The sequence below is a fragment of the Polynucleobacter sp. AM-7D1 genome (assembly GCF_018688455.1).
In the GTDB taxonomy this organism is placed as follows: Bacteria; Pseudomonadota; Gammaproteobacteria; order Burkholderiales; family Burkholderiaceae; genus Polynucleobacter.
The window spans coordinates 1,670,492-1,689,835 of the sequence record NZ_CP061319.1 but is presented as its reverse complement, the minus strand read 5'-3'; the positions used below and the strand labels follow the sequence as shown (position 1 = coordinate 1,689,835).

16 protein-coding genes are annotated in these 19,344 nt (G+C 44.6%); 7 read left to right on the top strand and 9 right to left on the bottom strand.

Annotation, left to right across the window (positions count from 1 at the left end):
- Window positions 1–8: 8 nt before the first annotated feature.
- Window positions 9–932 (bottom strand): branched-chain amino acid transaminase, encoded by a 924-nt coding sequence (locus GQ359_RS08800; protein ID WP_215386756.1) that lies wholly within the window; start codon window positions 930–932, stop codon window positions 9–11.
- Between the two features lie 211 nt (window positions 933–1,143).
- Here GQ359_RS08800 and GQ359_RS08795 point away from each other — a divergent pair, with 211 nt between their 5' ends.
- From GQ359_RS08795 to GQ359_RS08765, 7 genes are all read left to right on the top strand, one after another.
- Entirely contained in the window at window positions 1,144–2,355 is a 1,212-nt protein-coding gene (locus GQ359_RS08795) for a phosphoglycerate kinase (RefSeq protein ID WP_215386755.1), read from the top strand.
- Between the two features lie 2 nt (window positions 2,356–2,357).
- The gene (pyk, locus tag GQ359_RS08790) at window positions 2,358–3,794 is read left to right on the top strand and encodes a pyruvate kinase (RefSeq protein WP_215386754.1); all 1,437 of its coding nucleotides are present in this window, start codon (window positions 2,358–2,360) and stop codon (window positions 3,792–3,794) included.
- Between the two features lie 61 nt (window positions 3,795–3,855).
- Window positions 3,856–4,920, top strand: coding sequence for a class II fructose-bisphosphate aldolase (gene fba / locus GQ359_RS08785; protein WP_215386752.1), 1,065 nt, complete (start codon window positions 3,856–3,858; stop codon window positions 4,918–4,920).
- 7 nt (window positions 4,921–4,927) lie between these two features.
- Entirely contained in the window at window positions 4,928–5,824 is an 897-nt protein-coding gene (locus tag GQ359_RS08780; protein WP_215386750.1) for a phosphoribosylaminoimidazolesuccinocarboxamide synthase, read from the top strand.
- An 81-nt stretch (window positions 5,825–5,905) separates the two neighbouring features.
- Complete coding sequence (gene purE, locus GQ359_RS08775) at window positions 5,906–6,400, top strand: 5-(carboxyamino)imidazole ribonucleotide mutase (protein ID WP_215386748.1); 495 nt, start codon at window positions 5,906–5,908, stop codon at window positions 6,398–6,400.
- Window positions 6,401–6,403: 3 nt separating this feature from the next.
- Complete coding sequence (locus GQ359_RS08770) at window positions 6,404–7,588, top strand: 5-(carboxyamino)imidazole ribonucleotide synthase (protein WP_215386746.1); 1,185 nt, start codon at window positions 6,404–6,406, stop codon at window positions 7,586–7,588.
- A 2-nt stretch (window positions 7,589–7,590) separates the two neighbouring features.
- On the top strand, window positions 7,591–8,685 hold the full coding sequence (locus GQ359_RS08765; RefSeq protein WP_215386745.1) for an L-threonylcarbamoyladenylate synthase: 1,095 nt from the start codon (window positions 7,591–7,593) through the stop codon (window positions 8,683–8,685).
- Here GQ359_RS08765 and dacB read toward each other — a convergent pair.
- The 8 genes from dacB to GQ359_RS08725 form a co-directional block, all read right to left on the bottom strand.
- On the bottom strand, window positions 8,631–10,199 hold the full coding sequence (dacB, locus tag GQ359_RS08760) for a D-alanyl-D-alanine carboxypeptidase/D-alanyl-D-alanine-endopeptidase (RefSeq protein WP_215386743.1): 1,569 nt from the start codon (window positions 10,197–10,199) through the stop codon (window positions 8,631–8,633). The genes GQ359_RS08765 and dacB overlap by 55 nt on opposite strands.
- A gap of 48 nt (window positions 10,200–10,247) precedes the next feature.
- Complete coding sequence (locus tag GQ359_RS08755) at window positions 10,248–12,677, bottom strand: response regulator (RefSeq protein WP_215386741.1); 2,430 nt, start codon at window positions 12,675–12,677, stop codon at window positions 10,248–10,250.
- Window positions 12,678–12,684: 7 nt separating this feature from the next.
- On the bottom strand, window positions 12,685–13,308 hold the full coding sequence (locus GQ359_RS08750) for a response regulator transcription factor (protein WP_215301983.1): 624 nt from the start codon (window positions 13,306–13,308) through the stop codon (window positions 12,685–12,687).
- Window positions 13,308–14,135: a diguanylate phosphodiesterase gene (locus tag GQ359_RS08745; RefSeq protein WP_215386739.1), complete on the bottom strand. Its 828-nt coding sequence runs from the start codon at window positions 14,133–14,135 to the stop codon at window positions 13,308–13,310. The genes GQ359_RS08750 and GQ359_RS08745 overlap by 1 nt, the downstream gene beginning before the upstream one ends.
- Window positions 14,136–14,453: 318 nt before the next feature.
- Window positions 14,454–15,392: a TniQ family protein gene (locus tag GQ359_RS08740; protein ID WP_215386737.1), complete on the bottom strand. Its 939-nt coding sequence runs from the start codon at window positions 15,390–15,392 to the stop codon at window positions 14,454–14,456.
- Window positions 15,389–16,387 (bottom strand): TniQ family protein, encoded by a 999-nt coding sequence (locus GQ359_RS08735; protein WP_215386736.1) that lies wholly within the window; start codon window positions 16,385–16,387, stop codon window positions 15,389–15,391. The genes GQ359_RS08740 and GQ359_RS08735 overlap by 4 nt, the downstream gene beginning before the upstream one ends.
- Window positions 16,371–17,255: a TniB family NTP-binding protein gene (locus tag GQ359_RS08730; RefSeq protein WP_215386734.1), complete on the bottom strand. Its 885-nt coding sequence runs from the start codon at window positions 17,253–17,255 to the stop codon at window positions 16,371–16,373. Before GQ359_RS08730 ends, GQ359_RS08735 begins: the two co-directional genes overlap by 17 nt.
- On the bottom strand, window positions 17,242–19,344 hold the full coding sequence (locus GQ359_RS08725) for a Mu transposase C-terminal domain-containing protein (RefSeq protein ID WP_215386732.1): 2,103 nt from the start codon (window positions 19,342–19,344) through the stop codon (window positions 17,242–17,244). Before GQ359_RS08725 ends, GQ359_RS08730 begins: the two co-directional genes overlap by 14 nt.

The following is a 19,344-nucleotide window of genomic DNA, read 5'->3' as shown; positions in this document are numbered from 1 at the left end:
ATTTCCTATTACTTAACGAAAGTTAACCAAGACTTGTACTTATCGCTTCTACCGTAGACCGCATCAAAGTAGGTCTTCTGAATTTTCTCGGTAATAGGACCACGCTTTCCATCACCAATAGTACGATCATCCAACTCACGAATTGGCGTTACTTCTGCAGCGGTACCAGTAAAGAAGGCCTCATCAGCAGAGTAGATCTCATCGCGGGTGATGCGTTTCTCACGCAATTCAAGGCCGAGATCTTTTACGATCTCAATAATGGAGTCACGAGTAATGCCGTCTAAGCAAGAAGCCAGATCTGGGGTGTAAACGATCCCGTCACTCACCATAAAAACGTTTTCACCAGATCCTTCAGATACATAGCCTTCTGTATCCAGTAGCAGGGCTTCATCGTAGCCATTAGCAGTTACTTCTTGGTTCGCCAAAATCGAGTTGATATAGTAGCCGGAAGCCTTGGCGCGTACCAATGAGGAGTTCACAAAGTGACGTGTAAATGAGGAGGTTTTAACGCGGATACCCTTGTTAATACCATCTTCACCCAAATAAGCGCCCCATTCCCAGGCGGCGATCGCGGTATGGATGCTGTTGCCTTTCGGAGAGATGCCGAGCTTTTGGGAGCCAATAAAGATAATTGGGCGGATATAGCAAGATTCCAGCTGATTGCTATTGACGACCTCAATAATGCCCTTGGTGATTTGCTCAGGGGTCCAAGGCATAGTCATTTGGAAAATCTTAGTTCCATTGAATAGGCGCTTAACGTGCTCTGGAAGGCGGAAAATGGCGGTACCTTGGGGGGTTTTGTAGGCGCGAATGCCTTCAAATACACCCATTCCGTAGTGGAGACTGTGGGTTAGCACATGAATATTGGCCTCACGCCAGGGAACGAGCTTCCCATCGGACCAAATAAAGCCATCGCGGTCGGACATCGACATTTTCTCTACCTTTTAAATATGTAATAAATAGGGTGATTCAATTCGGTAAAACTGGGTGCCATGCTGCTAGGGAGCCCCTAGGCCTGGAATACGTCTCAGCCTTTATTGTAGAGCAGGGAGCGGGGCGGGGTAGTCCAATTCCTTTGAGGTCTCAAGCCCAGACGATTTAGAATGGAGCATTCCCTGTAAACCACTAAATTTGCCCATTCTCATGCCGGAAACTCTCTTTAAAGTAAAACGCCTCAGTGATCTCGCTGCAGCAGGTCTGCTCAAGGGAAAGCGGGTTTTAATCCGCGCCGATCTCAATGTGCCTCAGGATGATGTGGGCAACATCACAGAAGACACCCGGATTAGGGCCTCTATGCCAGCAGTGCAAATGTGCTTGGATGCTGGTGCGGCTGTCATGGTCACCTCACATTTGGGTCGCCCAACTGAGGGCGAATTCAAGCCTGAAGATAGTTTGGCTCCGGTAGCCGATCGAATTGCCACACTTTTAAATCGTAAAGTTCCCTTAATTAGCGATTGGGTTGATGGCGGCTTTGAAGTCAATCCAGGCGAGTTGGTATTGCTAGAAAACTGTCGTCTTAATGTGGGTGAGAAAAAGAATAATGATGAGCTGGCTAAGAAGATTGCCGCTTTGTGTGACGTCTATGTCAATGATGCGTTTGGTACCGCTCATCGCGCCGAAGCGACTACGAATGGCGTAGCTAAATTTGCCCCAGTTGCTTGTGCTGGGCCATTGATGGCTGCTGAGTTGGATGCTTTGAGCCGTGCCCTAGCAAGTCCTAAGCGCCCATTGGTAGCGATTGTGGCTGGCTCCAAAGTATCTTCAAAACTAACCATCCTTAAAGCTTTAGCAGACAAAGTAGATGAGTTGATTGTGGGTGGCGGTATTGCAAATACCTTTATGTTGGCCAAAGGCTTGCCGATTGGTAAGTCATTGGCAGAGCCAGACTTAGTTGATGAAGCACGAGAGATCATGGAGCTTATGGAAAAGCGCGGCGCACACGTTCCGATTCCTGAGGATGTCGTGGTTGCGAACGAACTCTCTCCATTGGCGCGCGCAAACCGTGTGCCCGCTGATCAAGTCGCAGAGGATGACATGATTTTGGACATTGGCCCTAAAACTGCTGCACGTTTATCCATCATGTTGGCGCATGCCGGGACGATTGTTTGGAACGGCCCATTAGGCGTGTTTGAAATTGACCAGTTTGGCGGTGGCACCAAGATGTTGGCTGCAGCAATCGCCCATTCACCTGCATTTTCCATTGCAGGTGGTGGTGACACCTTGGCTGCAATTGCGAAGTACGGTATTGAAAATCAAGTGGATTACATCTCTACTGGCGGCGGCGCCTTCCTGGAATTCTTGGAAGGCAAAACCTTGCCAGCCTTTGCAGTATTGGCTGAAAGAGCGAAAGACTAACTATGTTGAGAGCAACAAAAATCATTGCCACATTGGGCCCTGCTTCAGAGAAGCCAGAAGTATTGCGCGAGATGATTCGAGCAGGTGTGGATGTCGTGAGAATGAACTTTTCTCATGGCACTGTTGCTGACCATAAGGCGCGTCATGATTTAGTGCGTAGCATTTCTGCGGAAGTAGGAAAAGAAGTGGGCATCATGGCCGATTTGCAAGGTCCAAAAATTCGCGTTGGTAAATTTGTTGATAGCAAAATTCTTTTAAAAGAAGGTGCGCACTTTATTCTGGATGTCGCATGTGAGTTGGGTAATCAGGAGCGTGTCGGTCTGGATTACAAAGAGTTGCCACAAGATGTCAAGCCAGGCGATCGCCTTTTACTAAATGACGGTTTAGTTGTGCTTCGCGTTGAGAATGTTAAAGGCGGAGAAATCTTTACCCTTGTCGAGCAAGGTGGCCCACTTTCAAATAACAAAGGTATTAATCGTGCTGGTGGCGGTCTGACTGCACCAGCCCTGACAGAAAAAGATATCGCCGATTTAGATGCGGCGATTGCGATGGGCGTAGATTTTCTGGCCATCAGCTTTCCGAAAGATGGCGCAGATATGGCCTATGCCCGCAAGTTGGCAGATGCCGCTAGTGCAAAGCATGGTGTTGGCAAAGTGCGCACGATTGCAAAAGTAGAGCGTGCAGAGGCGATTGAACCTGATGCATTGAACAGCATCATCGCGGAGAGTGACGGCATCATGGTTGCGCGTGGTGACTTAGCGATTGAAGTAGGTAACGCTGCTGTCCCAGCTTTGCAAAAGCGCATGATTAAGCTGGCGCTTGAGGCTGATAAATTCACGATCACTGCTACGCAAATGATGGAGTCCATGATTAATGCTCCAGTGCCAACGCGTGCTGAAGTCAGTGACGTAGCTAATGCGGTATTAGATGGTACGGATGCGGTGATGTTGTCTGCAGAATCTGCTGCTGGTATGTATCCCGTGCAAACGATTAAAGCGATGGCTGAGATTTGTGTTGAGGCTGAAAAGTCGGACCGTGTAAAGCTAGATACCGATTTCTTGGACCAAACCTTCTCACGTATTGACCAAACAATTGCCTTGGGCGCGCTATTTACTGCACATCATCTCAATGCCAATGCGATTGCTGCTTTGACAGACTCAGGATCTACTGCGGTTTGGATGAGTCGACATAATATTCATGTTCCTATTTTCGCCTTAACTTCAAAGATTGCCACTCAGCGTGCATTGAGCACTTATCGCAATGTATTCCCTGTTGGCTTGGACTACACCAAGCAACGTGATACAGCCTTGCAGGAAGTTGAAGATTGCCTGAAGAAGTTAGGGGCGGTGAAGAAGGGTGATGTAGTTGTTCTGACTTCTGGTGAGCCTATGGGTGAGCCTGGTGGCACGAACTCACTCAAGATTGTTCAAGTGAAGTAATTCGCTTTTTAAATATTGATTCAAATAATTCATTACTAACATTTTTAATTAAGAGACCATCATGGCTTTAGTATCTTTACGACAACTCTTGGATCACGCAGCTGAAAATGGCTATGGCTTGCCAGCATTTAACGTGAACAATTTAGAGCAAGTTACGGCAATTATGGAGGCGGCTAATGAAGCTGATTCTCCAGTGATCATGCAGGCGTCTGCTGGCGCTCGTAAATATGCCGGCGAATCATTCTTGCGTCACTTGATTTCTGCAGCGGTAGAGGCTTACCCACATATCCCAGTCGTCATGCATCAAGATCATGGTCAAAGTCCAGCAGTGTGTATGGCTGCGATTAAGAGCGGCTTTACCAGTGTGATGATGGATGGCTCCCTAGAGGCAGATGGCAAGACAGTTGCAAGTTATGAATATAACGTCGATGTTTCTAGAGAAGTGGTGAAGTTCTCTCACTCTATTGGTGTGACTGTTGAAGCTGAGTTGGGTGTTCTGGGCTCATTGGAGACCATGCAAGGCGACAAAGAAGATGGGCATGGTGCTGACGGCAAGATGACACGCGAGCAATTATTGACGGACGTTGAGCAAGCTGCAGATTTTGTAAAGGCTACCCAGTGCGATGCCTTGGCGATTGCGATTGGTACTAGTCACGGCGCCTATAAATTTACGAAGAAGCCTACAGGCGACATCTTGGCTATCGAGCGTATTAAAGAAATTCATACACGTATTCCGAATACGCATTTAGTGATGCATGGTTCATCTAGTGTTCCACAAGAGTTGCTCGCTGAGATCCGTGAGTTTGGTGGCGATATGAAAGAAACATATGGTGTACCTGTTGAAGAAATTCAAGAGGGCATTAAGAATGGTGTGCGTAAGATCAATATTGATACCGATATTCGTTTGGCGATGACTGGTGCTATTCGCCGCTACATGTTCGAGAACCCAAGCAAGTTTGATCCACGCGATTATTTAAAGCCTGCACGTGAAGCCGCCAAGAAAGTGTGCATTGCACGCTTCAATGCTTTCGGCAGCGCAGGTCAAGCATCCAAAATTAAGCCAATTCCTTTGGAAAAAATGGCTGAGCTGTACAAGAGTGGCAAATTAGCCCAGATCGTGAAGTGAGATAAATATGCCCGCTTTGTACGCCACCTCTATTCAGTCATTACCTCTACTTTCTAAAGGGAAAGTACGTGATGTCTATGCGCTGGGGGATGACAAACTGCTCATGATCACCACGGATCGCCTGTCTGCTTTTGATGTAGTCATGGGTCAGCCTATTCCTGAGAAGGGCATTGTGCTCAACCAAATGGCCAACTTTTGGTTTGACAAGTTAGCCAAGGTAATTCCGAACCACCTGACAGGTATTGATCCTGAGAGCGTTGTGCCTGCCGATGAAGTGGATCAAGTTAAAGGTCGTGCGGTGGTTGCTAAACGCTTGAAGCCAATTTTGGTTGAAGCGGTGGTGCGTGGCTACCTAGCAGGCAGCGGTTGGAAAGACTACAAGGAAACTGGCAAGGTCTGCGGTATTGCATTGCCAGAAGGCTTGGAAAATGCGCAGAAGTTGCCTGAGCCTATTTTTACTCCAGCCGCTAAAGCGGAAGTGGGAGAGCATGATGAAAACATCTCCTTTGACAAGGTGATTGAGATGATTGGTGAGAAGTTAGCCAATCAGATTCGTGAGGTCAGTATTCGTTTATATAAAGAAGCTTCTGAATATGCTGCAACTCGTGGAATCATCATTGCGGATACCAAGTTTGAGTTTGGCTTAGATGACGCTGGTCAGTTGGTCTTGATGGATGAAATCCTCACTGCCGACTCCTCCCGTTTTTGGCCTGCTGAAACCTACTATGTGGGTGTAAATCCACCCTCTTATGACAAGCAATTCGTTCGGGACTGGCTAGAAACAGCCATAGTCGACGGCAAGCTCTGGCCAAAAACGGCCCCTGCGCCTGCTTTGCCGGCTGATGTGATTGATAAAACAGCAGAAAAGTACCGCGAAGCCCTTGCTCGCCTAACTAAAGGCTAATTTCCTAGAAGCCCCAAAAAGGCTGGGATAATAAGTCCTTAGATAGATTAACGATGTAAATCAGGGCATTTGGAGAGGTCAATGAGCAAAAAGCCAGTAGTCGGAATAGTCATGGGATCCAATTCAGATTGGGACACCATGCAACATGCCGCTCAAATGCTGGAGCAATTTGGTATTGCTCATGAAGCTAAAGTAGTTTCAGCTCATCGCATGCCAGACGATATGTTTGCGTATGCAGAAAATGCTTCCAAAAATGGACTAAAGGCAATTATTGCTGGTGCTGGTGGTGCTGCACATTTGCCAGGCATGTTGGCATCCAAAACCATTGTTCCGATTTACGGTGTTCCAGTTGCTAGCAAATATCTACGCGGTGAAGACTCTCTGTATTCCATCGTACAAATGCCTAAGGGCATTCCAGTGGCAACATTTGCGATTGGTGAGGCTGGTGCCGCAAATGCAGCTTTGCATGTGATTGCCAATCTAGCGGTCAATGATCCTGCATTAGCAAAACTACTAGAAGAGTTTCGTGTGAAGCAGTCCGATACTGCCCGTGCCATGAATTTGCCGGGATATTAAAAGATGGCAGATCGTTTGGAGCCCATTTTGCCGGGCTCGTATTTAGGGATTTTAGGTGGCGGTCAATTGGGGCGGATGTTTACCCAAGCTGCTCAAGCTATGGGGTACAAGGTCTGCGTGCTGGATCCTGGATCAGATAGCCCTGCAGGGTCCATTGCAGAAAAATTCATTCAAGCCGATTACACCGACTCTGCCGCACTAAAAGAAATGGCAGCATTGTGTAAATCCGTTAGTACGGAATTTGAGAATGTTCCTGCACAAGCTCTAGACGAACTCGAATCTTTAGGCGTCTTTGTGGCGCCTCGCAGTAGTTGCGTCTCTTTGGCTCAAAACCGTGTTGCTGAGAAAAAGTTCTTAGCAACCTGGAAAGCAGAAACCAATATCGGCCCTGCGCCCTATTGTGTAATTGAGCGTGATGCAGATATAGACCATGTTCCAGCAGATTTATTCCCTGGCATTCTGAAAACCGCGCGTATGGGTTACGACGGCAAAGGTCAAATTACCGTTTATGACTCTGCCAACTTAGTTGCCGCTTGGTCGGAATTGGCTAAGGTGCCATGTGTTCTTGAAAAGCGTATGGATTTAGATTTTGAGGTATCTGCCTTGGTGGTGCGTGGATATGATGATGCGGTTGTCGCATATCCAGTTTCTCAAAACATCCATCGTGATGGCATTTTGCATACCTCCACTGTGCCAGCCCCATCACTGAAGCCAGCTCAAGAGAAAAAAATTATTGAGGCTGCAAAAGCACTCATTCGTAAGATTGATTACGTAGGTGTTTTATGTGTCGAGTTCTTTGTACTCAAGAGCGGCGACATCATCGCCAATGAAATTGCACCGCGCCCACATAATTCAGGCCACTACACCATGGATGCTTGTGTAAGCAGTCAATTTGAGCAGCAAGTAAGAAGCATGGCTCGTCTGCCCTTGGGCGATACCCGTTTACTAGCACCAGTCTCTATGCTTAATCTCTTGGGTGATCTTTGGTACGAAGGTAGTGAAGATAAGACAAGAGAGCCTGCTTGGGATGAGGTGCTCTCACATCCAGATGCTAAGTTACATCTCTATGGAAAATCCGATCCACGCATGGGTCGCAAGATGGGTCATATCAATTGTTTGGGTGAGTCACTGAATCAAGCGCGCCAAAATTGCGCAGCTGTTGCCATTGAATTAGGGATCGAGCCCTAGAAATGTCCAGCGATAGTAGCTCACTACAATCATCTGCGGTAATTAACGAAGCAGTACAAACTTTGCGAGATGGTGGCTTAGTTGCCTTTCCGACTGAGACTGTTTACGGCTTAGGGGCAGATGCGAAGAATCCTGATGCAGTTAAGCGGATTTTTACCGCCAAAGGCAGACCATCCAATCATCCGCTGATTGTCCATTTGGCAGCCCCTGATAAGTTTGATCAATCCCAAATCGATTGGGTTCCGGTTCTAGCGCCCTGGGTAAGGGACTTATCAGAGGATGCCTTAAGACTCATTAATGCCTTTTGGCCAGGTCCACTGACCTTAGTCTTTAAAAAAGATAAAAGCGTTTTAAACGAGCTTACCGGTGGTCAAGATACCGTGGCGATTCGGGCGCCTGCGCATCCGATTGCACAAGAATTGCTGCGTAAGTTTAAGGGTGGGGTGGTTGCTCCTTCGGCTAATCGTTTCGGCAAAGTATCTCCTACGAGCGCTGCTGATGTCCGTAGCGAGTTTGAGGGTATGTTGGAGCTCATGATTTTGGATGGTGGTGACTGCGAAGTCGGCATTGAATCGACCATCATTGATTTATCTTCTGGTGAGCATCCAGTCTTATTACGCCCAGGCCTCATTACTCCAGGAGAAATTCTTAGCAAGACGGGTATTAAAGTCTATTTGCCTGGTGAAAGTGATTTAGTAAAGCAGGGTGGAGATGCACCAAGGGTCTCTGGTAGTCTTCGTGCCCATTACGCTCCGACAACCCCTCTCAGAATGTATGCGCCAGGCAGAGTCTTGGATGCGCTCAGCGAGTTCCCAGATATTAAGTCGAGGGTAGCCGTTGCTGTATGGGATTCAGATTCTTCATTAGGTGATGATGGGCATCCATCAGCTCATTTTGAGGAAGTGATTGTGCCTAGTGATAGTGCTGCATTTGCGAGTCGCTTGTACCGCTCTTTGCGAGATTTAGATCAGCAAGGCTGGGATCTAATTCTGTTTCCGGAGCCTCCGGTGGGCGAGGAATGGGATGGTGTTCGAGATCGACTTCAACGCGCTTGTTTTGGATCTGGCCCATCATTTAATAGCCATGCCAAGAGTTGATCGTGCGCATCTAGACCTTTCAAAGCATTTGGATGGTTTATGAAAGAGGTCACAGCGTACATTCTTCCAGACTTACTCATCACATAGCCTGATATTGCCCGTACATCTACGAGTGCTCCAGTTTTTATTCGGGCCTCAGGTTTTTTCTTCAAATGCAAAAATTTCCGCAAATGTGCCATAAGGCGGTTTTTCATCGTGCCATCTTTACCTGCAATTGGTAGGCTGTTATAAAAAGTATCTGCTACCGATAAGTTACGAGCTGCAACCAATAGTTGAGTCAAATGCTCGGCTGATACCGCTTCATTACGAGATAGGCCGGAGCCATTTTCAATTACGAGTTCCGGAAACTGAAGATCCAGTCCCTTTAGCCAGCTCTGAATCACAAGCTCACCATTTTCAGTAGTCGCTGGTTTACCCATCTTTTCTAATGCTAAGGTCAACATCAATTGCCTTGCCATTACGTTGTTGGAAAACTTATTGATATCTTGCACATCATCAGCTAAAGGGATGCCTTCAAACTGCAGCAGCAGTCGCGCCGCTAGGGGAACGGTGCTAGACTTTCCGGTGGGCGCTTGAGCCCAAGTGCCGCCAGCGAGTTCCCAGGCTGCAGCAAAGCCTTGGGTAAGAAAGGTATTCGCATCTAAAGCAACGACGTTGTAGTTCACCCCTTTGCAGGCATTAGGAAAGCTGCCAGAAAACTGCGCAGTCAGTAGTTGGTTAGTGGCAGACCCATCACCCTCAGGGTCTAAGTTAAAACGAAGATTGCTTTTCCAGTCATCGCAAGACCGATTGACCAACTGCATTTGGTTAATCACTTTGAGTTTGGATAGTGGTGGCGTGTAGCTGATATCGATAAAGTCAGCAGTGCGTGACTTACCTAGTTGAAACGAGAGGGTTCTAAAAGCGTACAGCAGAGGATCTGGTGGGACGTTATAGGCGCGTAAGGATTCGCCATCGATCGTGTTGTGTTCCATCACGCTAGGCGTATAGGCGCTTCTATCAAAGAATAAGTTGCCATCAATTTTCTGGATGCCCAAATTTTGTATAGCGTTCATCATTTTGGCGAATTCTTCGGGGATTAGCTTTGGATCACCAGTGCCTTGCAAATAGAGATTGCCTTTGAGCGTTCCTTGACGAATAAGCCCATCGGTATAAATGTTTGTACGCCAACGATATTGAGGCCCTAGGACATCTAATCCTGCGAGGGTGGTGATGAGCTTCATGGTGGATGCAGGGTTCATTGCCTGCTGTGAACGCCAGTCCACCTCTGTTTTTGCTGTCACTTTTCCTGGCCGATCCTGATCAATTTCCATTACTGAAATACTGATTGCATCTTTGGGAATCTGATTTTTCTCAAGGCTAGCTGCTACAGCCTTAGGTATGAACTTCAGAGCGGCATCCTTCGATGCCAAGTCCGCAGAGTACGCCTGAGGGGCCAGGAGTAGGATGGCTAGGCCCAGCAACACGATGGGAGCTTGGGCTAGGACTGGGCTTGAAGAATTCTGAGTACGCATTCCCTATAGGATAAACCTTGATGCCCAGCCTACGACAACAGCCACAAATTAATGCCGATATCTTTTCTTATAAGTCTCGATAGTTTGATTTTGTTCTTCGAGTAGGGTGACGAATCGATCTATCCGATCTGAAAGCAGTCCTTCAATTTCAAGCGATTCACAGGCATAGATAAATTCATTCGCTTGCAACAGTTGTGCCCCGCCTTTGACTTTATGAACCAGGCTTCGAAACTGTGCCTCATTGATAGGGGCTTGAATACTATTTAACTGGAGCTGACTCAAAACTTCTAGATGTACCTTTTCAATTTCTTCTAGGATTACGACGATTTGGCGGGGATCGTCTTTAATGAGATTGGAGAAAGCGTCAAATGAGTAGACCTCATTACTGCAGATGGGGTCTTGGCTAGATTCAAAATAGCGCATGAGTTCATTCTCAAGAGCACCAAGACTTAGAGGCTTGATGAGCACGCCATTCATACCGGAGGATAAAAATTGGTGGCGGGAGTCTAAAGCGTAAATATCGGCCGTGACAGCAATAATGACTAATTCACGATTACCCAGAGATCGGATTTGTTTAGCCAATTCAGAACCTTGCATTCCGGGCATAGACTGATCTGTGAGCATGAGATCAAAATGATGATCTTTCAGCAGCATGAGTGCAGCGGCAGCATTCTCACAAACACGAGTGCGTATTCCTAATGCCTCTAATTGCAAAGACAAAATTTGTCGGCTGGCTGGGTGATCTTCCACTACTAAGGCGTGAATGGAGCAGTTTTTCCTTCCCGCCCTTTTCGAGATCAAGTTTTTGGATGGCGATTCCAATGAGTCGAAGCTAGTAGGCTGGGGAGCAGCAATACTCGTTCTAGGAAAGGCCACCGAAAAGTGAACATTACTTCCAAAGCCTGGAGCGCTTTCAAAGTAGAGATGACTGTTCATGGAGTTCACTAGATGATTGGTGATGGTCAGTCCAAGCCCTGTACCCCTCGCTTGTTCAGATTGGCAAGATTCCTGCGTAGTCGGTAATTGCTCAAAAGCTTGCAGAGCCAATTTAATTTGCTCGCTGCCCATGCCCACCCCAGTATCGATTACTCTGAACTCAAGTAATTGGCCGGCATGATCATCTGCCAGTACGGTGGTGGAAAAGTACACCTCACCTTCCTTGGTGAATTTAATTGCGTTGCTTAGTAAGTTTTGCAGAACTTGTCGTAGACGCAATGAATCAATCATCAGAACTTCAGCGATTCTGGGGTCAATCGAGGTATGTAGAAGAAGATTTTGTTTCTGGGCTACCGTGGAGAACGCTGCATGAATATCCATGATCAATTGATGTGGATTGCACGGTTCTAGATTGAGGGTGAGTTTGCCAGCTTCAATCTTAGAAATATCCAGTACTTGATTGAGCATCCCTAAAAGCGATTCAGCTGAAGCTTGAGCGCTCTTTAATAGCGGTTTATCTTTTTTAGGAAATTGCGCGCTACTGAGTAGCAGCTCTTGAACTCCCAAGATGGCATTCATGGGAGTGCGAATTTCGTGACTCATGGTTGCGAGAAAAGCGGATTTGGCTGCATTGGCCTTTTCGGCTAACTCTTTGGAGTTCAGCAACTCAAGAGCAGTTTTTTTCTGATGAAAATACTTTCTTTGGAGCTGGTAGAGCATCACCCCACCAATAATGAATACCAGTATTGCGCTTAGCCAGGGTAGTAGGCTTGATTTTGGCTTAGCTTCATCGCCTAAGGCAAATAGTTGGCGTGATTCAATGGGGTCTAAGTCATTTAAAAAGTGACTCAATACATCATGCAGGGGAGCATCTTGATCTGAGATTAACCAACGATAGGCAAATGGATCTCGACTATATAGCCCATCAATTTTTAGATCTGAATTTGGGGTTTCTTGTATCAATCGACGCGCTAAGCGGATTGGCATCACCAATGCCTCGATATCGCTTTTGATCAGGGATTGCATCAAGTCATTAGGTGACTGAGCCTCTTTATCTTTGGCATAGTCATTAAAGATGGAGGGCGTATTCTCAAGACCTCGATCAAAATAGGCAATTTTTAGGCTTGGTGAATCCAGCTTACTTGAGTTCTTGGTGACAATGGCATCATGCCCCCAAAAGATGGCTTCAGACAGAGAGCCAAATTGCATGACATGGTCATTAATGCTAGGCGGATCAATAATGAAATCCACATCGCCCTTGCTGAGTTGTTTTAAACCTTCTTGATCAGATTTTCTCCATACCGCTACATATTGCTGTCGGGTGCATTCTTCAATTTTTGATAGTAGGGCTTTAAATGGTGCTGCACTTTCTTGCTGATTGGCTTGGACAAGATAGGGGGCATATTTTTCGTGAATACTAAATCGCACAACTGGGTGGGCATCGATCCATGATTGCTCTGAAGCGCTAAAGGGGCCGGCGTGAGTTACGCCGCCATAGATGCAGCAGAGTGCCAATACTTTTTTCAATATGAATCGATGCATGCTAGCTTTAGCTTTCGATGATGTTGTTCATGCGGCAGAACAAGATCAAATCGGCAATATTGTTAATGCCCAGTTTGTCAAAGACTCTAGTCTTATAAGTCGCCACAGTCTTATTGCTGATGTGTAGTAAGTCTGATATCTGCTGATTGGTGTTGCCTTTGCCGAGATACTTCATGACTTGCAGTTCGCGATCGGATATCAGCGCCAATTTGTCGTTGTCACTTAAAGAGGTGTTGCCGTTCTTCCCATGTGTGAAAAACGTATATCCCTGCGAGATAGCAACACATGCAGCCAGAATGACATCGGCACCAGCGGTCTTATTGACAAAACCATGAGCACCTAAGGATCGCACTCTACCCCCATAGACAGCTTCATCTAAGCTAGATAAAACGAGAATACGAACATCTGGATGCATCAAGCCAATCCGGCGAATGACATCAAAGCCATCGGTCTTGGGCATATCTAAATCTAAGATCACCATATTGGGATTGACTTCTTTGATTGAGCGTAGACACTCTTCCCCATGCTGCGCTTGTCCTGCTATCTCAAAAAGCAATTGATCTTGCAACATACTTTTTAATGCCATCAGCATTGCTGGATGGTCATCTACCAACATCACGCGTTTTCTCATTACTTGTCTCCGTTTAGGTTTTTATGAGGGTGCAGCGAAAAAATGGCTTTAGCGATACGGCTATCGCTCGTGTGTAGCATTTGATGTCGACTAACTGGTGGCATCATCAGGCCGCCATAGCAGTGGTGCGATCCCATAGCCATGGCGTTTTCTAAATCCTTTACTAGGGTGATATTGCTGGCGTAGATCTGGCTATGAAATTTCTGAGCTAGGAGGACCATTTCATTTGGTAAGCCATTGGTACGGAATTGCCCTATATCGATATGTATGCCTTCGGGTTCCATTTCTTCAATCCACCGGATTTGTGAGCTACTTCCAGAAAATTCGAGAAGATGAATCAGAACGCCGAGACGGCGCATTCTCAATATGCCCTCCATACAGGAATGCATGGAGTCGGCATCCTTGAGTTTGTGCACACCCAAGCTGATAAGACCAACCGGAAGTCGTGAGTTCAGGATGAGGTCGCTCAGAGCATCAATGAAGTCGGCTGAAGCTAAGTGTTGCGCTGGCAAAGGCAAGATGCCAGGAATGAAGCGACCACTACGGTACCAGTAGGTAATCGTATCCAAGCCTTCCATGAACAGTCTGAGGAGTTGTGTATCGGTGGCAGTCAGTAATGGTCTAAATAAAGAGCTTGTCAGCTTGCTTCCTTGGCTATTAAAGATGGGTTCATTGCTAATCGCTTGTCGCTGGGACCAGGATTGGTGTTCTTCGAGTACTTCACCGCTAAGACCTAGCCAAGGCTGGCCACAGGCATCGCGCACTTCTTGGAAGGGTTTGTTCTTCCAAGCCTTTACAAGCGTGTACAGCCGGGATTTCGGGCTCATCAGCATTCTCCAATCATTGAATAGCCAGTCTAGGCAGGACAGATTGGAGCTGTAAGGGCTTAAGGCTTATTTATATGTAGGAATCTACCTACTCACCTGCCTCAATTATAGAAAGTACAGGAAACCCTTTTGATGTAGAGGATCGCTAATTATTAAAATAAATATCTATATTAATTAATAAGTTATAGGATAAATGATCACCATATTGAAATAAAAGAGATTGCTTAATCTTAAAAAAATGGAGTGAAATCTCATTGAGTTTTAAAAAAACTCACCATGAGCCAAATGAAAATTAAAGCTGTTAGATGGCAGTCTCAGCTAGTAAATTTCAGCCCTAAAGGATAAATAGTCTAGTGAGTGATCAAAATCACCGTAGTACATCGTTTGATCTAGTGGATCCCATTGAGAAGATGTTCCACATACAGCGTTAAGTTCATGTCTAGGGTACGCGTCATTTGTGCTTGGATCGGATGTCGAAATCTTTTGACGAATGTTAAGCGTAAGGCACCTCAATAAACGCCTTAGCAATCTAATTTCATCGTTATTTGGTTTTCTATGCCTTAGGAAATGCGGGAATTGATCTAAGGCCTGTAGAAAAAGTGAGGCAAAGTCAAGGTCCTCACGTAGTCTATAGTTGGAAAAAAAGTAAGTCAAAAATTTTTGGACAACAATATGCTTTTCAATTTTTTTTGAATCATGAGGCCTATTAAATTTCTCTTCAGTTAGCGATTTGGAACAATGGCAACAGAATCGCAATGCAATTTTTCTTAGAGTATGTGAAATTCTTAAATTTGTAAGATTGCACATTTGCCTCTTGTTACAGTGTTGACAATAAAGGCGCATAGGCTTTCTATGAAAAATACAGACTTTATAAAATCTCAATCTCCAAGAAGCCCTCCAATAAGGTGTTGGCTCAGACAAGCAGTCTGGGCAAAAAGCAATGAAAGCAATACCTTTTTTGTCTCTATTTAAAGCAAAATTTATTTTTTGATTGCGTTCGACCCATGAAAAAATATTAGCCATGTCTGAAATTCTTGCTACAGGAAAATTTGTTCCATTGGTAATTTTTTCAAGACCTAGTCTGATGGAGGCTATATCAATATCGCATGGTATTTTTAATTCAAATTGCTTGAGAAGTGCCGAGTAAGTTAAGCGATGTTCATGACGAATTCTTGCAAACCAAGAGCTAATGATCTCATCATTAAAAGTTGGCGGAAGCCATAGTAATGTCGGTAATTTGGGCCAAAATTTATTCATACGTTATCTGCAAATAAAAGTAATTGTTTTTGCATATTTGAGTTTCTAATTCCAGGAATACTCTCTAACGCCGACACTTTATCTAATAAAAAATGGATTATGTTGAATTCCTGATGAGTTGAATCCTCCAAAACATCGTTTAGCGACGTCTTATTGATCGCAATCTTTATAGTGGAAATGGAATTTTGATATATCGCGTGATTTATTCTTGTGATTGCATGATTCACTAAATCTATCGTTGCTGAGGTATTTAAAATTTGCTTTCCGTGGGAGAGTCTGCCAAGCATGGGTGCAGTGTGCAAGCCAAAACTCCAAATTAATCGTAAAAATATATCCAAAGAAAGACCATCAGATAATTTCAGTAATGAATTGTTTGAAATTGGCTCTGAGAGATCATCTGTAAATTTAGACTTAATTACGCTTGAAACAAAGAGTTGGAATTCGCTAGCGATGGAACTCTTATTGTGTTTCCCAAAAAAAGGTTTTCCACATCCGCATACAGATAGCTTGTTCCGAGCCCAGGTAAGACTTTTCCCACATGAAGAGCAGTGGTCTATAAGACATATTTTATGTTCAACGCAAGCCGTATAAAGGCTCAAATCCCAAACTAGCTGGGAGTAGAGTTTCTCCTCAATGCAGAGATGGCATATTTGTGGATGTCGTTGTCTTACAAGGTAAGATTTTCTAAAGATAAAACCATTTAATCTTGTGTGGCATTGCCCATATATTTTGTAGTGATCAGCCGTTACTCTTGCAATGCATTTTGGTTTGAGCCCAAAAAGAGGGGAAATCATTGTTGCGGCATTATTGGTGATGTAGGGATACTGATAAAAATTGATATGTCGCATTAACTCATAGTAGCCAACATGGTTTTTTTGAGCCATTCGGATAATAAATCCTGGACCAGATTCACCAGGCATTAGAGTGTCGTGGATTGGGAAGTTAGGGTATTCAAATAACTCAGTCCGTAATGGAAAATTAGAATGGGTTGGCATGAGTATGAGCATTTCCATAATATTTTTTGAAAGCCAATTTAAGATGTTCGGCTGCTAGAACGCCCTCACTTGTATTTTCAGCAATCTCAACAGACATGATGATGAAATCCGTTAGGCGCCGTAAGTTTCCGCCAATACTTGTGAATATTTCCTTGCATTTATGTCGAATAATATTTATATCCATTGCTGTGCACTGTTGTGTATACCCATTCAAAAATCCCATAAGAGCCATTTCTGTTTGAAATTCAGCAAGATAAAATCGTGTTGCAAAACGAGTGCTTAGTTGTCCATCTCCTAATTCGCCATCAAATAAAGGCGAAATATCACGCGTCCCCGATAAAACGGTTGTAATTCCTGTCCTGGTAGATAGATTTTTAACGGAGTCAAGTACGCGTATTCGAAGCTCATCTTTTGATTGCTTAATTACCTGTTGAGACTCATCAATAAACATTGCAATAAATTTTTCGCGCTCAATTTGGTCAACAACTCTATCTTCAAGAATGCCATCACGAGTTGATCGTGCATCAAACTTAAGAACGTAGTTGCTTTGTTTTAGGGCGGAAGAGTACAGGCTCTTTGGCGTAGGAATTGAATCGGAGAAGGTAATATTTAGGACCCTTCCATGAGGAGCTCCATTGGTCCCATTCTCAATGGCCTTTGTCAATGAGTCTAATAGGGTGGATTTTCCAGTGCCCCCATGCCCATGAATTAAGACTCCGCTATTCGGGCGGGCTGTTGCAAGAGCATTTTTTAAGATGTGCAAAGTTCCATTAAACGCCTCCTCAAAAAGGGGGTGTCTTAATCGTGTATTGCGTAACTGAATGGAGGCTGGAATATTAGATTTAGAGGCTGCTTTATAGTGGTTCATAAGTAACGGATGTGATGATTGCGTCAAGAGGGGTTGTGGAAACATCTACAGCTGGGTATTTTTCAGTCAGCGCCTCCAGTTCGGCAATGGAGCTGATTATTGGAGTGGGCGGCGGTAGCATTTGAATAATTTCAGGTTTGCCATGGGGGTTATCTTGGTCAACCTGCCTGCGCCTAGCATCCTTTTTCGCTTCATTTAATTTTCTTTTGCTGGAAGATAGAAATTGGTCTTGCCATGCACCAAAGCTATATATCGCTTCAAGATGCCTCTGAAGCGCACCGCTTTCAATGTTCATTTGGCGACGAGCCTTGCGTTCTGATTTAACCCAGAACAGACTTTTTCCTGCGAGGTCTTCCCGCACTGCTGGAACGGTAATCCAATTTAGAGTTTTTTTATTTAAGACAAAAATACTGCCCATATCATTCGGATCAAATCTAATCTCAGTTTTAAATTTTGGACTAATTTGATAGGTCAGGTCGCGTAACTCAGGGCTGCGATAGTTAATAGTAAAAAGAGTGATGCCATTGTTATCAACCTGGCATTGCTTGGGAACGGATAAGTCTCTCCTAAACTCTTCAGTCATGATTGGGTAGACCGGCACTGTGCCTTTTAGTTTTTCCATTTCCTCCATCAGAATATCTCTTGGAGATATTAAGCTTCGCTCAGGAATTGAAACGTTGTGCACATCAACTACCCATTTGAATACCCAGGCAATAAAATCGTCAAATGCAATGGTTGCATCCTTCAGGGGGTCATAGCCTGGAATGGAAACCTCGCCTGGCTTAAGTGGTCTTCCTCGCTGAGGCAGTGCATCAGAGTACCGTTTCATCAAATTCTCAACACCACCCTTCATTACTGGTGTTCGAACTGCGCCACGTTCTGGATTGATGCCTAAGTTTTTAGATATCGCATAAAATATTGCGGAGCGTTGTGACGGCGCATTGTCGATACGCATATAGAGGGGTTTGACTGGCAAAGAAAACCAGTCATTTTGAAGATTAAATTCTTTTAATAAGCTTGTTTTATCTCGGTAAGCAAATTCGATGACCTTACTGAATCGTCCAATGTTTTCCCCATCAAAACTGACCCATGTAGACAAGATATAGCCAGAGAATGAGTCAATTAAAAATGTTATGACGGGCCTACCGATAATATTTCCATGCTTCGAGTCGTAGACATATACATCCGATACCGTATGGTCTAGTTCAACATATTGGAATGCATGTTCCGGGTAGCCGCCCCCAATTGAATGTTGCCATTTTTTCTTAACCAATTCCTTTGGCAGGCGCAAACGATCGCGTTCATAGGGTGTAAAACTTTGAATTAATCTTTTAATGGTGGCACTACTGATATACGGGCATCTTAAGAGCGCAAGCGGGGGATTGCCGGTATAGGCAAACGGATCCTTTTCGGGAAATATTTCCTTGAATTCTGATAACGGTAACTTATTCACACGCACATTTACTTCTATGGCACAAGCCTGAGCTGTTTTTCTTGTTATATTTTTTTTATTATTTTTTTGAATGAAATAATGATGTTTCAAGACCTCAAATGCTATTTTTATTAGCGAAGGATGTGATCGATATCGGCCTTTCGGACGCAATGCATGACCAGAAATTAAATCAGCAGCATCTTCCCGCGGTTGATATTGAAGCATCCAAAGTCTGACAGTTGATGGACTTGGTTTTTTTGGCTCACTTAAAAATGATTTCATTCTATGGAGTTCAGCGCGCAATTCAGAAAAATTATTTCCGCTAATATTTTTTGCAATTAAATGACCGCAATAAAATATCCTCCTCTCATGGGTAAACTTTTGTTTTAGATTTAGTTCGATAGTTGAGTAATTATTGTGAAGTAGTATGTCTGAAGTGAAGTCATCGATTAGCCCTGTCTGGATCACCGCGTAAGACTTATTTGTCACATTGAGATAGATATCTTCCCGAGTGCTGTCCCAGATTTCTCCGGTTGTCATGTTAGTAAAATAAACACGAGTCTCTGAGTTCGAAGTAGCAAATTCTTTATTAAATTCGTGGATGGCATTTTCAAATAAAAATGAAAATCCCTTTTGAACTGAAAAATAATTTCTCAT

Excerpts from the sequence above, each read along its gene's own strand:
- GQ359_RS08770 (WP_215386746.1), top strand. The coding sequence starts at position 6,404 with ATGGCAGATCGTTTGGAGCCCATTTTGCCGGGCTCGTATTTAGGGATT.
- GQ359_RS08745 (WP_215386739.1), bottom strand. The coding sequence starts at position 14,135 with ATGAGCCCGAAATCCCGGCTGTACACGCTTGTAAAGGCTTGGAAGAAC.
- pyk (WP_215386754.1), top strand. The coding sequence starts at position 2,358 with ATGTTGAGAGCAACAAAAATCATTGCCACATTGGGCCCTGCTTCAGAG.
- GQ359_RS08780 (WP_215386750.1), top strand. The coding sequence starts at position 4,928 with ATGCCCGCTTTGTACGCCACCTCTATTCAGTCATTACCTCTACTTTCT.
- GQ359_RS08725 (WP_215386732.1), bottom strand. The coding sequence starts at position 19,344 with ATGAGAAATTATTTTTCAGTTCAAAAGGGATTTTCATTTTTATTTGAA.
- GQ359_RS08795 (WP_215386755.1), top strand. The coding sequence starts at position 1,144 with ATGCCGGAAACTCTCTTTAAAGTAAAACGCCTCAGTGATCTCGCTGCA.
- purE (WP_215386748.1), top strand. The coding sequence starts at position 5,906 with ATGAGCAAAAAGCCAGTAGTCGGAATAGTCATGGGATCCAATTCAGAT.
- GQ359_RS08765 (WP_215386745.1), top strand. The coding sequence starts at position 7,591 with ATGTCCAGCGATAGTAGCTCACTACAATCATCTGCGGTAATTAACGAA.
- fba (WP_215386752.1), top strand. The coding sequence starts at position 3,856 with ATGGCTTTAGTATCTTTACGACAACTCTTGGATCACGCAGCTGAAAAT.
- GQ359_RS08800 (WP_215386756.1), bottom strand. The coding sequence starts at position 932 with ATGTCGATGTCCGACCGCGATGGCTTTATTTGGTCCGATGGGAAGCTC.
- GQ359_RS08750 (WP_215301983.1), bottom strand. The coding sequence starts at position 13,308 with ATGAGAAAACGCGTGATGTTGGTAGATGACCATCCAGCAATGCTGATG.
- GQ359_RS08755 (WP_215386741.1), bottom strand. The coding sequence starts at position 12,677 with ATGCATCGATTCATATTGAAAAAAGTATTGGCACTCTGCTGCATCTAT.
- GQ359_RS08730 (WP_215386734.1), bottom strand. The coding sequence starts at position 17,255 with ATGAACCACTATAAAGCAGCCTCTAAATCTAATATTCCAGCCTCCATT.
- GQ359_RS08735 (WP_215386736.1), bottom strand. The coding sequence starts at position 16,387 with ATGCCAACCCATTCTAATTTTCCATTACGGACTGAGTTATTTGAATAC.
- dacB (WP_215386743.1), bottom strand. The coding sequence starts at position 10,199 with ATGCGTACTCAGAATTCTTCAAGCCCAGTCCTAGCCCAAGCTCCCATC.
- GQ359_RS08740 (WP_215386737.1), bottom strand. The coding sequence starts at position 15,392 with ATGAATAAATTTTGGCCCAAATTACCGACATTACTATGGCTTCCGCCA.